Annotated in this window: 13 protein-coding genes; 9 read left to right on the top strand and 4 right to left on the bottom strand. The window is 73.6% G+C overall.

Going from position 1 to position 12,137, the window contains the following annotated elements; all coding sequences use genetic code 11:
- Positions 1 to 5 precede the first annotated feature (5 nt).
- Both SJ20_RS03915 and SJ20_RS03910 read left to right on the top strand, forming a co-directional pair.
- Entirely contained in the window at positions 6 to 425 is a 420-nt protein-coding gene (locus SJ20_RS03915; RefSeq protein WP_041103054.1) for a YidH family protein, read from the top strand.
- A 4-nt stretch (positions 426 to 429) separates the two neighbouring features.
- A complete protein-coding gene (locus tag SJ20_RS03910) occupies positions 430 to 753 on the top strand; it encodes a DUF202 domain-containing protein (protein WP_041103052.1) in 324 nt (107 codons plus the stop codon).
- Positions 754 to 829: 76 nt separating this feature from the next.
- Here the strand turns inward: SJ20_RS03910 and SJ20_RS03905 are convergent, their stop codons facing one another.
- Together SJ20_RS03905 and SJ20_RS03900 are read right to left on the bottom strand one after the other, a co-directional pair.
- The gene (locus tag SJ20_RS03905; RefSeq protein WP_041103050.1) at positions 830 to 2,023 is read right to left on the bottom strand and encodes an alcohol dehydrogenase catalytic domain-containing protein; all 1,194 of its coding nucleotides are present in this window, start codon (positions 2,021 to 2,023) and stop codon (positions 830 to 832) included.
- 207 nt (positions 2,024 to 2,230) lie between these two features.
- Positions 2,231 to 3,739 (bottom strand): sodium:solute symporter, encoded by a 1,509-nt coding sequence (locus tag SJ20_RS03900; protein WP_044659019.1) that lies wholly within the window; start codon positions 3,737 to 3,739, stop codon positions 2,231 to 2,233.
- A gap of 185 nt (positions 3,740 to 3,924) precedes the next feature.
- Between SJ20_RS03900 and SJ20_RS03895 the strand changes: the two genes are divergently transcribed.
- From SJ20_RS03895 to SJ20_RS03880, 4 genes are all read left to right on the top strand, one after another.
- Positions 3,925 to 4,494, top strand: a complete 570-nt coding sequence (locus SJ20_RS03895; RefSeq protein WP_044659018.1) for an XRE family transcriptional regulator — start codon at positions 3,925 to 3,927, stop codon at positions 4,492 to 4,494.
- Between the two features lie 73 nt (positions 4,495 to 4,567).
- A complete protein-coding gene (gene speB / locus SJ20_RS03890; RefSeq protein ID WP_044659017.1) occupies positions 4,568 to 5,584 on the top strand; it encodes an agmatinase in 1,017 nt (338 codons plus the stop codon).
- Entirely contained in the window at positions 5,581 to 7,296 is a 1,716-nt protein-coding gene (locus SJ20_RS03885; RefSeq protein ID WP_044659016.1) for a thiamine pyrophosphate-binding protein, read from the top strand. Before speB ends, SJ20_RS03885 begins: the two co-directional genes overlap by 4 nt.
- Before the next feature lie 275 nt (positions 7,297 to 7,571).
- Positions 7,572 to 8,606: a 3,4-dioxygenase subunit beta gene (locus SJ20_RS03880; protein WP_044659026.1), complete on the top strand. Its 1,035-nt coding sequence runs from the start codon at positions 7,572 to 7,574 to the stop codon at positions 8,604 to 8,606.
- A gap of 55 nt (positions 8,607 to 8,661) precedes the next feature.
- On the opposite strand, the gene SJ20_RS03875 is transcribed toward SJ20_RS03880, so the two are convergent.
- Both SJ20_RS03875 and SJ20_RS03870 read right to left on the bottom strand, forming a co-directional pair.
- Positions 8,662 to 9,186 carry a pyridoxamine 5'-phosphate oxidase family protein gene (locus SJ20_RS03875; RefSeq protein ID WP_020621599.1) on the bottom strand — a complete coding sequence of 175 codons (525 nt, stop codon included), beginning with the start codon at positions 9,184 to 9,186 and terminating at the stop codon, positions 8,662 to 8,664.
- 67 nt (positions 9,187 to 9,253) lie between these two features.
- The gene (locus SJ20_RS03870) at positions 9,254 to 10,159 is read right to left on the bottom strand and encodes an inositol monophosphatase (RefSeq protein WP_044659015.1); all 906 of its coding nucleotides are present in this window, start codon (positions 10,157 to 10,159) and stop codon (positions 9,254 to 9,256) included.
- 83 nt (positions 10,160 to 10,242) lie between these two features.
- Here SJ20_RS03870 and SJ20_RS03865 point away from each other — a divergent pair, with 83 nt between their 5' ends.
- From SJ20_RS03865 to SJ20_RS03855, 3 genes are all read left to right on the top strand, one after another.
- The gene (locus SJ20_RS03865) at positions 10,243 to 10,689 is read left to right on the top strand and encodes a DUF6508 domain-containing protein (RefSeq protein ID WP_044659014.1); all 447 of its coding nucleotides are present in this window, start codon (positions 10,243 to 10,245) and stop codon (positions 10,687 to 10,689) included.
- 27 nt (positions 10,690 to 10,716) lie between these two features.
- Entirely contained in the window at positions 10,717 to 11,937 is a 1,221-nt protein-coding gene (locus SJ20_RS03860) for an App1 family protein (RefSeq protein ID WP_044659013.1), read from the top strand.
- The coding region (locus tag SJ20_RS03855; protein WP_044659012.1) for a thioesterase family protein at positions 11,934 to 12,137 on the top strand (204 nt) is incomplete at its 3' end. The genes SJ20_RS03860 and SJ20_RS03855, both read left to right, overlap by 4 nt.

Raw genomic sequence — 12,137 nt, 5'->3', positions numbered from 1 at the left:
GCCGCATGGACGCAGCAGAGACCCCCGACGGCCCCGAGACCGCCGCCCACGACGGCGGCCGGCCGGCCTGGCAGCACCGCCTCCTGGCGGGCGGGGAGGAGCCGGACCCCCGGTTCACGCTCGCCAACGAGCGCACGTTCCTGGCCTGGGTCCGGACGGCGCTGGCGCTGCTGGCCGGCGGGGTCGCGGTGGAGGCGTTCACCGGCGCCCTCTTCGCGCCGCCGGTCCGGGTGGTGCTGAGCACGGTGCTGCTCGTCCTGGCGGCGCTGCTCGCCCTGGGCGCGGGCGCGCGCTGGCTCCGGGTGGAGCGGGCGATGCGCCGCGGCCGTCCGCTGCCGCTGCCGCTGATCGTCCCGGTCCTCGCGGGGGGCGTCGTGCTGGCCGTCGTGGTGCTGCTGGCCGCCGTCGTCCTTCCGCGGGGCTGAGACGATGCGCCTGCATCACGACCCGGGGCTGCAGCCCGAGCGCACCGTGATGAGCTGGGGCCGCACGGTCCTGGCGCTGGGCGTCCTCAGCCTCACGTTCCTGAGGTGGTGGCCGACCGTCGGCGCGTGGGCGTTCGGGCCTGCGGTGGTGGCGGCCGTCGGCGGGGCGGCGGTGCTGGCCACGCAGCGCCGGCGCTACGTGGCGCACGCGGACGGAATCGCGCGGGAGCAGGCCCGGCCGGCCCTGGCGTCGGTGGCCTGCATGGTCGCGCTGGTGGTGGGCTTGGCGGCCCTCGGGATCACCGCCACGCTGCTGCACGCGGCATGATCCGCGGACGACGACGGCGCCCCTCACCTGCGCGGGGCGGGTGAGGGGCGCCGTCGTGCATCCGGAGGCGGACCGCTCAGCGGGCGATCATGCCGTGGGGGTCGATGACGAACTTCTCCAGGGAGCCCTGGTCGAACTCCGCATAGGCCTGCGGTGCCTCGTCCAGGCTGATCACGCGCGGGTTGACCATCTCCGTCAGGTACGGCATCCGATCCCACAGGATCGACATCATCAGCTGGCGGTTGTAGCGCATGACGGGCGCCTGGCCGCCGATGATGTGGGGCGACTTGATCCAGGCCTTGCCGAAGTCCACCGGGAAGGTGCCCTCCTGCTCGGCCTTCGTCTCCGCGATCGGGTCCGGCCCGTAGATGCCGATGATGCCCGTGGCGCCGCCCGGACGGGTGATGTCCAGGACCTGGTTCACGGCGGCGATCGGCTGCATCTCATCGGACGCGGAGCCCAGGCCGTGGGCCTCGGAGCCGACGCAGTCCACCGCGCAGTCCACCATCGGCTCGCCGAGGATGTCGCTCACGGCGTCCTGCAGGTTCTCCGTGGTGGAGAGGTCGATGGTCTCGCAGCCGTGCTTGCGCACCAGCTCCAGTCGCGAGGCGTCCTGGTCGCCCACGATGATGCACGAGGCGCCCAGCAGCCGAGCGGCGGCCGCGGCGCACCGGCCCACGGGGCCGGCACCGGCGATGTAGACGGTGGAGCCGGGCTTGGCGCCGGCCTCCACGAGGCCGTGGAACGCCGTCGGGAGGATGTCCGAGAGCACGGTCAGATCCAGGATCTTCTCCATCGCCTGCTCCTGGTCCGGGAAGCGCAGCAGCTGGAAGTCGGCGTACGGCACGAACAGGTACTCGGCCTGCCCGCCCTGGAAGCCGCCCAGATTGAAGCCGTAGGCGGCGCAGGCCTGGTCCGGGTTGGCGGTCTCGCAGATCTCGGTCCGGCCGGCGCGGCAGTTGCGGCAACGGCCGCAGGCCACGTTGAACGGCACGGAGACGAGGTCGCCCTCCTGCAGGAACTGGACGTCGCTGCCGACCTCCAGCACCTGGCCGGTCATCTCGTGACCCAGCACCATGCCCTCGGGGGCGGGGAAGGACCCGCGGTAGATGTGCAGGTCGCTGCCGCAGATGTTGGTCGCGACGATCTTGAGGATGACACCGTGCGGCGCGGCGGAGCCGTCGGGCATCTCCAGCTTGGGGAAGTCCAGCTCGTCGACGCGCACGTCCTTGATGCCGTGGAATGCCACGGCGCGGTTCTTGGTGGTCATGAGAACTGTTGCCTTTCTGTCTCCAGCGAGGCCCCAGGTGGGGCGAGAGACGGGGCGAACCCGAGGGGGAGTCCCGGTCTCAGGCTGTACGGAGACACTAGGGGCCGGGGGGAGCCCGCGGGAAGGGTCGCCCGCCGCCGCCCGCCGCACCACGTGGCCTCGGCCATCGTGCGGGCGTCGGAGGATCACAGGCCCCGGGAGCGTGGGTCAGACCTGCGCTCGGACCGCGGGGTCGACGCCGTGGCGGGAGCGCACCCGCCAGGCCTCGAGGACCGCGGGGTCGGTGGGCCGGGTCATCAGGCTGAGGAGGACGTACACGACGGCGGAGGCGGCCAGGCCGACGTAGATCGGCTCGTTCGCGAAGACGCCCTCGAAGGGCTCGGCCGCGTTCAGCTCGAGCCAGCCCATGGTGCCGAGGGTGCCCACCGTCCCGACCACCATGGACCACAGGGCCGCCGTGCCGGTGCCGCGCTTCCACACGAGGCCGCCGACGATCGCGACGAACAGGCCGCCCACGAGGATGTCGTACGCGATGGTCAGGGCCGCCACCACGTCCGGGACGACGATCGCCAGCCCCAGCACGACGGCGCCGAGCAGCAGCACCCAGCCGCGGTTCGAGGCGAGCTCCGCCGCGGTCTCCGTGGCCGCGTCCTCGGCGACGGCGCCGTCCTCGGCGGCGGTGGCCTCGCCGCGGAGGATCGGGAGGATGTCGGTGCGCATCACGGTCGAGGCCGCGATGATCGCGCCCGAGGCGGTGGACATCATGGCCGCGACGGCGGCCGCCAGGGCCACGCCGCCCACGCCCACGGGCAGCAGGTTCTGGGCGACCCACGCGAACACGTCGTCCGTGGCGGCGATGTCCGCGGTCACCGTGCGCGCCGCCATGCCGATCACGGCGCCGGCGACGCCGTACACGATGCAGTACAGCCCCGCGGTGGCGCCGCCGATCTGGGCCACGCGCGGGGAGCGGGCCGTGAACACGCGCTGCCAGACGTCCTGGCCGATCAGCAGGCCGAGGGTGTAGATCACGAAGTAGGTGACGATCGACTGCACGCCGATCCCGTCCCAGCTGAAGAACTCGGCGCCCAGGCGCTCCTGCATGGCGCTCCAGCCGCCGGCGTTGGCCAGGGAGAGGGGGAGCATGAGGGCGAACAGGCCGATGGTCATGATGAGGAACTGGGCCATGTCCGCAAGGGTGATGGACCACATGCCGCCGAGCACGGAGTAGGCCAGCACGATGCCGCCGCCCACCAGGACGGACAGCCAGCGGTCCCAGCCGAAGAGCACCACGAAGATCGACGCGTAGGCGCCCGTGGAGGTGGCGGCAAGCATGAGCGTGTAGGCGAGCATCACGAAGGAGGAGGCGTGGGAGGCCCCGCCACGGCCGTACCGCAGGCGGAGCATCTGCGAGACGGTGTAGATCTTCAGACGGGCCAGGATCGGGGCGAACGCCACCGACAGGATGAGCACGCCGACGCCGATGGCGGCCACGAGCCACGCGCCGGACAGCCCGAACTCGTAGCCCAGGCCGACGCCGCCCACGGTGGCGGCGCCGCCGAGCACGACGGCGGCCATGGTGCCGGTGAACAGCACCGGCCCGAGGCGGCGGCCCGCCACGAGGTAGTCCTCCGAGCTGGCGGCGCGGGTCTTGCCCCACCAGCCGAAGGCGAGCATGCCGACCAGGTAGACGGCGACGATGGTCAGGTTGAGGGTCACGGGCGGTCCTTGGAGCGAAGGGATCCGAGGCGCCGGGATGCGGTGCGCCGCGGGCGGGACAGGAGTGATCGGCGTGTTGCCGATCACACGATCCGGGTCTACGGTAAACACATGTTGCTTATCAGACAACATGTCGTCCAGGGTGACGTCGGCGATGTCGCCTGGCCGACGTCGGGAGGAGCGCGATGAAGGCCCTCCCGCTCGAGACCGCGCCGGGCCAGGCGCTGATCGGCCGTCGGCTGCGCGCGCTGCGCGAGGCGCGGCGGCTCACCGTGGCCCAGCTGGCCGAGGCGGCCGGCGTCAGCAAGGGCTTCCTCTCCCGCCTCGAGCGGGACCTGACGAGCCCGTCCGTGAGCACGCTCGTGACCCTGTGCCAGGTGCTCGGCGCGAGCCCGGGCGACGTCCTGGACGCGCCCGAGGTGACGGTCGTGCGCCTCGCCGACGCCCCCGCGGTCAGCCTCGGCGGCGAGGGCATCCGCGAGCGCCTGATCACCCCGCGCGGCAGTCGCGACCTGCAGATCCTGCGCGCTGACATCGCGCCGCACGGCCGCGGGGAGACGGAGCTGTACACCGTGGACTGTCGCGTGGAGGCGGTGCACGTGGTCACCGGCCGCCTCGAGCTGCGGACCACCGAGGCCGTGCACCTGTTGGAGGAGGGGGACACCGTCACCTTCCCCGGCCGCGAGCCTCACTCGTGGGCCAATCCGGACGACCGCCCCGCCGTCGTGCTGTGGACCCTCGTGGGCCACGCGTGAACCGTGCGGCACGCCCGCGCCGGGCAGACCAGACCGACCAAACCGAACCGAACCGCCCAGAGAGGACATCCAGATGCTCGAGATCCCCCGCGTCGAGGACAACGGCCGCCTCGGCCCCGTAAACTCCGCCCTCGTGCCCCGCTACGGAGGCGCCCCCACCTATGCGCTGCTGCCGCGCCTGGACGAGGCGGCCGCGGCCGGCATCGCCCCGGAGATCAAGGTGGTCGGCGTGCCGTTCGACGCCGGCGTCTCCTACCGCCCCGGTGCACGCTTCGGGTCCGGCCACGTGCGGCAGTCCTCGCGGCTGCTGCGCCCGTACAACCCCGCCACGGACACCTCGCCCTTCGCGCAGGCCCAGGTGGTGGACGCCGGGGACATGGCGGTGAACCCGTTCGACATCGGCGAGGCCATCGAGGCGATCCAGCAGGACGCGATGGACCTCACCGAGGACGGCTCCTCGCTCATGACCATCGGCGGCGACCACACCATCGCGCTGCCGCTGCTGCGCGCCGCCTCCGCCCGTGCGGGTGAGCCCGTGGCCCTGCTGCACTTCGACGCCCACCTGGACACGTGGGACACCTACTTCGGGGCCGAGTACACCCACGGCACGCCGTTCCGCCGCGCCGTGGAGGAGGGGATCCTGGACACCGAGGCCATCTCGCATGTGGGCACGCGCGGTCCGCTCTACGGCAAGAAGGACCTCGACGACGACCACCGCATGGGCTTCGGCATCGTCACCTCCTCGGACGTGTTCCGTCAGGGCGTGGACGAGATCGTGGACCAGCTGCGCCAGCGCATCGGGGGTCGGCCGCTCTACATCTCGGTGGACATCGACGTCCTCGACCCCGCGCACGCGCCGGGCACCGGCACCCCCGAGGCCGGCGGCATCACGAGCCGCGAGCTGCTCGAGATCCTGCGTGGGCTGCGCGGGCTCGACATCGTGGGCGCAGACCTGGTGGAGGTGGCCCCGGCCTACGACCACGCCGAGCTGACCGGCGTCGCCGCCTCCCATGTGGCCTATGACCTCATCTCCCTGATGGCCGACCGCCGCGCCACCCGCGCGGCCGCCGGTGAGGAGCCGGGCCGATGACCGACGAGCAGACGACGACGGCGGCCCCGCGGCGCAACGGCGGCGACCTGGCCGTGGAGACGCTCCACGCCCTGGGCGCGCGGACGGTCTTCGGCATCCCGGGCCAGCACGCCCTGGGCCTCTTCGACGCCCTGTCCCGCTCCCCGCTGGAGTTCGTCTCGAACCGCGTGGAGAACAACGCCGCCTTCGCCGCCGACGGGTACGCCCGGGCCACCGGCGAGGTCGGGGTGCTGTTCCTCTCCACCGGCCCCGGCGCGCTCACCTCGCTGGCCGGCCTGCAGGAGGCCTACGCCACGGGCGTGCCGATGCTGGTGATCGCCTCGCAGATCCCGTTGTCCGGGCTCGGCGCCCGGCGCAAGGGCATGCTGCACCAGCTGGACGACCAGAAGGCCTCGGCCCGCAACGTCACCAAGGCCCAGTTCACGGTGCACCACGCCTCGGGCATCCCGTCCGCGATCCAGGACGCGTGGGCCGAGGCCGTCACCGTGCCGCAGGGGCCGGTGTGGGTCGAGATCCCGCAGGACGTGCTGCTCGGCGAGGTGATGGTGCCCCCGGTCGAGGACGCCCTGGCCGTGCCCTACGACCATCCGCCGCGCGCCGAGCTCGTGGCCGAGTCCGTGCGCTGGCTGCGCGGGGCCGGGCGGGTGGCGATCGTGGCCGGCGGCGGTGTGCGCCGCTCCGGCCGGGCCGCGATGGAGAGCCTGCAGGAGGTCGCGGAGCTGCTCCAGGCGCCCGTGGTCTGCTCGCCGGGCGGCAACACCGCCTTCCCGTGGGAGCACCCGCTCAGCCTCGGCGGCTGGGTGGAGGACCGCCTCGTCACGGACCTGCTCGAGGACGCGGAGGTGCTGCTCGTGGTGGGCTCCTCGCTCGGCGAGGTCACCTCGAACTACTTCACGCTCGAGCCGCGCGGCCGCCTCATCCAGGTGGACGCGGAGCCGCGCGTGCTGGAGACCAACCACCCCACGCTGGGTGTGCGCGCCGACGCCGGCCAGGCGCTCGACGCCCTCGCCGCGGCGCTGCGCGAGTCGGGCTCGGTGGCGCAGGACGCCGCCGTCTGGCACGGCCGCACCCCGGCCGAGGTGGTCGCCGACGTCAACGCGCGCATCACCGCCCGGCTCGACGCCCAGGACCTCGGCGTGGAGCGCCGGCTCCTGGCGGACATCCGCGCCGCCGTCCCGTCGACCATGCAGACGTACTGGGACATGACCATCGCCGCCTACTGGGCGTGGAACTGCTGGGACGCGCAGGACGGCGAGTTCCACTCGGCGCAGGGCGCCGGGGGGCTCGGCTACGGGTTCCCGGCCGCGTTCGGCGGCGCGGTGGGCCTGGCACACCAGGGCCGCACCGGGATCGACGGGCGCGTGCTCGCCGTCGCCGGCGACGGCTCGGCGATGTACTCCCTCGCCGAGCTCGCGGCCGCCCGGCAGCACGGTGCGGCGGTGACGTGGCTGATCATCGACGACGGCGGGTACGGCATCCTGCGCGAGTACATGGAGGGCGCGTTCGGCAAGGCCACGGCCACCGAGCTCGACCGGCCGGACTTCCAGGCCCTCGCCGCCTCCTTCGGCGTGCCCGCCGAGACGGTGGGAGTGGAGGACGTGCGCGGCGCGCTCGAGCGCGCGTTCCAGGCGGACGGGCCGAACGTCGTCGTGGTGCAGACCCGCCTGGCGATGTGGGCGCCGAGCCACCTGGGGGAGGCCCCGGAGGTCTGACGCGGCCCGGCGCCGGAATCGCTGACTCGACCCTGAGAGTGTGCGCCACCTTTCCAGGTGCATGTTTCAGCAACGGAGCTGGACCGGCAGGTAGTTGAGACGTCGACCGAGGCGCCGGCGGTCCCGCCCGTGTCAGAAACCGCCCAGGAGATGTCCTGGAACCATCCCGCCGATCTCACGAAAACGTCCGGCATCCGTTGCCATGCTGGCCTCTCGACGCGGTCCGCCACCCGGCGGGCGCCCCACGAGAGGAACTCCATGGCCCCTGGCTCTCGATCCGCTCCCGCCGTCCCTTCCCCCAGGTCTCCGAGGGAGGCGAGGCCCCCGCCGTCACGCCCACCTTCGAGGGCCGGGCCTTCCACCGCCCGGCCGAGGACGTCGAGGACCAGGGCGCCGCCTTCGACGTCGGCACGCTCGTCTCCCGCCGCAACGCGCTGGGCATCTTCGGCGCGGGGGCGGGAGCCCTCGTCCTCGCCGCGTGCGGTGTCCAGGAGGGCGCCTCGTCCTCCTCCGGCTCGACGTCGGCGAGCGCCGGCTCCTCGTCACCCGCGGCCTCCTCCTCGTCGGCGGCGAGCGCCTCGCCGTCCGCCACCCTGACCGAGATGGTCACCGAGAACGCACGCCCGTACCCGGGCGGCGGCTCCAACGGCCCGGACGTGCTCGACGCGTCCGGCATCGAACGTTCCGACCTGACCACGAGCATCGACACGGGCACCGCCGCCGAGGGCGTCCCGCTGAGGGTGACGATGAACGTGATCGACATGGCCAACGGCGACGCCGCCATGACCGGCGCCGCCGTGTACCTCTGGCACGCCGACGCGCAGGGCCGCTACTCGATGTACTCGGACGGCATCACGGAGGAGACCTACCTGCGCGGCGTCCAGGTGGTGGGCGACGACGGCACGGTCACCTTCACCACGGTGTGGCCCGGCTGCTACGACGGCCGGTGGCCCCACCTGCACTTCGAGGTGTTCCCGGACAAGGCGTCCATCACGGACGCGACGAACAACGTCCTCACCTCCCAGATCGCCATGCCCGAGGAGCAGTCCGCGCAGGTCTACGCCACCTCGGCCTACGACGGGTCCACGGAGAACTTCGCCGACGTCAGCCTCGAGACGGACAACGTCTTCTCGGACGGCTACGAGACGCAGCTGCCGCAGATCACGGGCTCCGTGGAGAAGGGCTTCGCCATCACCATCGACGTCCCGATCGACACCACCACTGAGCAGGAGCAGGGCGGGATGGGCGGGCCCGGCGGTGGCCAGCCCCCGGCGGGCGGCGAGGGCGGACAGCCCCCGGCGCAGCCCTGAGCCCGGCGGACGTGGGCTGAGCCGTCCGGCTCAGCCCACGCGTCCTGCCGGCGGCTCAGTCGGTCTGGGACTCGTTGCGCTCGGGGTGCGGGCCGAACACGAAGTGGCGGCCGGACACGCGCTGGACGTCCACGCGGACGTAGAAGTCCTTGAGCGTCGGCACCCACGGTTCGATGCCGAGGGACTCGGCCTCCGCGATCTCCGCCTCCGTGTCCAGGCGGCGCGCGGTGCCGTGCACGAGCACGGACCAGGCCTGGTCGGCCAGGATCCCGTCGGCCTGCACCACGACGCGCGGGTTCACCGTGAGCTCGGCGAGCTTCGAGCCGGGCGCGGTGCGGAAGTAGATGGCGCCGTCGTGGGCCCGCACGTTCACCGGCACGATGTCCGGCCGCCCGTCCACGGCCAGCCCGAGGCGCGCGTGGCCCACGCGGCCCAGCAGTCGCCAGACCTGGTCCTCGTCCAGCACCAGGACGGCCTCGCCGTCCGGGTGCTCGAACATCAGGTGGTCCCCGGGCTCCGCGACCGGATCGGGGCGCTGCATCGACGGGGCGTCGTCGGTGTCATGGTGCTGCTGGGTCATCGGGGCCTCCTGGCATGCCGGGACGGGCGCCGTCGGGCGCGGCGCTGAGATCGGGCTCACATCCACTCTATACATGGTCGGTCGCCCGCGAGGCGACGATGTCACCCAGCACCGCCGCCGTCGTCGGCGCCTCGCGGCCCGGGGCGACGGCGAGCGCGAACGGGCACGTGTGGGCGCGCGGGCCGTCGTCGACGAGCCGGCCCGACGACGGCGCGGCCGGGTCCGGCGTGAGCCACCTGCCCCCGGCGCGGCGCAGGATCAGCTGCCCCGCCGCGACGTCCCAGGGCTTGGTGTCCACGTACAGCGCGGCGTCGGCCCAGCCCGCCGCCGTGTGGGCGAGCTCGAGGGCGCCGGAGACGGTGCGGCGCACGGTCGCGTGGGCGGTCACGAGCCGCCCGAAGCGGCGCAGCGCGTCCTCGCCCTCGCGCGCGAGCGCCTCGCCCGCCGGATAGGAGGTCACGAGGTTCTGGGCGCGCTCGCCGCCGGCCGGCGCCGGCCGGCCGACCTCGGCCAGCGGGCGCTCCGGCCCGTCGCCGCGGGTGAGGTAGGCGCCGTCCGCGTCGGCGGAGAACGCCAGCCGGCCCACGGGGTCCAGCACGACGCCGGCCACCACCTCGCCGTCGACCTCGGCGGCCAGGGACACCGAGAACATCGCGAAGCCGTGCGCGAAGTTGGAGGTGCCGTCGATGGGGTCGACGATCCAGGTCAGTCGGGCGGCCTCACCGGTGCCGGCCTGCGCCCCGAGCTCCTCGCCGAGCACGCCGGAGCCGGGGACCGCCGTCGTGAGCGCGGCGACGAGCCGGGCCTCGGTGCGCCGGTCGTGGACCGTGACCAGGTCGTGGTGCGTGGTCTTGGCCTCGGGCCCGATGGCGGTGGGGGAGCGGAAGGCGGCGGCGAGGTCGTCGGCGACCGCGCGGGCGGCGTCGAGGGCGATCGCGCGCAGCTCGGCGGGGCGAGGCAGGGCGGGGCTCATGCCCCGAGCCTAGGCGGGGGCCCGGACACTCCAGACCGCACGCGAGACAATGGGGCCGACCCCCCCCGAGCAGAGGAGCCGCCATGACCGAGCACCCCCTCCCGACCCCCGACGACGACGCCACCCTCACCGGCCCGCAGACCCCCACGCCCCAGCGCGTGGCCGCCGTGCGTGCGCTGCGCGAGCTGCTCGCCGCCGGCTACGGCACCGAGGCCCGGCCCATCGCCTCCTACGGCGCCCCCGCGCCCGGCACCCTCGGCGGCGTCTACCCGGACTACGACGACCGCGTGTTCCCCGGCCTCGTGGCCGCGCAGGAGCTGGCCGGCATCGACGTCGACTACCTGCGGAACGTGGACCGGGTGAGCGAGGCCGGCATCGCCGAGGCGTCCCTGGCCGACCTCGGCACGCTGTTCACCTACCTGGTGCGCGGCGAGCGGTTCGCGGACGGGCACGTGGCCGCCGCGATCGAGAACGGCAAGGTCGGCCGCATGCTGGACCGCCTGACCGCGCTGGTCCCCGAGACCCGCTGAGAGCGCACGGTGCGGAATACTGGGCGCATGCCCGCAGCCTCCGACGCCCCCACGCCCGCGCCCCGGCGCGGCCGCCTGGCCCCTCTCGGTGACCCCACCCCCGTGGAGAACGTCGCCACCCACCTGCAGGAGGGGTGGAACCGCTGGCACCGCTCCCGTGCGCTGCGTGCCGGCCACGTGCCGACGGTCATGGCGTTCACGGGCTACGGCAGCACCAGCTGGGTGCGGCTCCTCTCCCGCGTGGTGATCGCCTCCGACGAGGAGTTCATGAACGGCCGTCGGCTGTCGAAGGTGGTGGCGGACGGCGTGCGCGGCTGGCGCAACTTCGTGGCCCCGCCCATGGCCTACGCCGAGGTGGAGGTGCAGGTGGGGAACCTGCGCACCACGGTGCGCACGGACCGGATGGGCGTCGTCGACGTCGTGCTGGACGTCGAGCTGGAGCCCGGCTGGCAGACCGCCACCCTCCATGTCGGCGGCCAGGAGGAGCGCGCCGTCATGGACCTGTACATCTGCGAGCCGGGTGCGCGGGTCGGCCTGGTCTCGGACATCGACGACACGGTGGTGGTCACCTCGCTGCCCCGCCCCCTGCTGGCGGCCTGGAACTCGTTCGTGATCGACGAGCACGCCCGCACGCCCACCCCGGGGATCGCCGTGCTGCTGCGCCGGATCGCCGAGCTCGAGCCGAAGGCCCCCGTGCTGTACCTGTCCACGGGCGCGTGGAACGTGGCGCAGACCCTCACCCGCTTCCTGGGCCGCAACCTCTACCCGCTCGGCGCCCTGCTGCTGACCAGCTGGGGGCCCACGAAGGACCGCTGGTTCCGTTCCGGCCAGGAGCACAAGAGGGTCCAGCTCGAGCGCCTCGCCGAGCAGTTCCCGGACATCCAGTGGATCCTGGTGGGCGACGACGGCCAGCACGACCCCGAGATCTACGCCGAGTTCGCGCAGCGCCACCCCGACCGGGTCAAGGCGATCGTCATCCGGCAGCTGACCCCCTCGCAGGCGCTGCTCGCGGGCGGTCGGGCGGAGGACACCCGCCGTTCCACCCCGGGCATCCCGTGGTGCTACGGCCCGGACGGGGCCACGCTGTCCAATCAGCTCGAGGACCTGGGCATCCTGCCCGTCGAGTTCGTGGACGTGCAGCCCGAGGCCTGGCGCGAGGACATCCTCGGCGACGACGAGGCGCCGGCGACCCTCGACGCCGCGGCGCAGCGCGACGGTCGGTCCGCGGACGAGGAGGCCGCCCGATGACCGCCTCGCGCTCCGTCGAGGTCCGCATCCCGCTGCGCTGGGCGGACATGGACGCCTACGGCCATGTGAACAACATCGCCGTGGTGCAGCTGCTGGAAGAGGCGCGCGTGGCGGCCTTCGGCGTGCCCGCGAACACCGGCGCCGGTGGCGGGCAGGCCCCGCCGATCGACCTGCTCGAGGGGGTGGCCCCCGGTGTGCGG

This window comes from Micrococcus sp. MS-ASIII-49, assembly GCF_000946635.1.
Taxonomy (GTDB): Bacteria; Actinomycetota; Actinomycetes; order Actinomycetales; family Micrococcaceae; genus Micrococcus; species Micrococcus luteus.
This window is presented reverse-complemented; position numbering and strand designations above follow the sequence as displayed.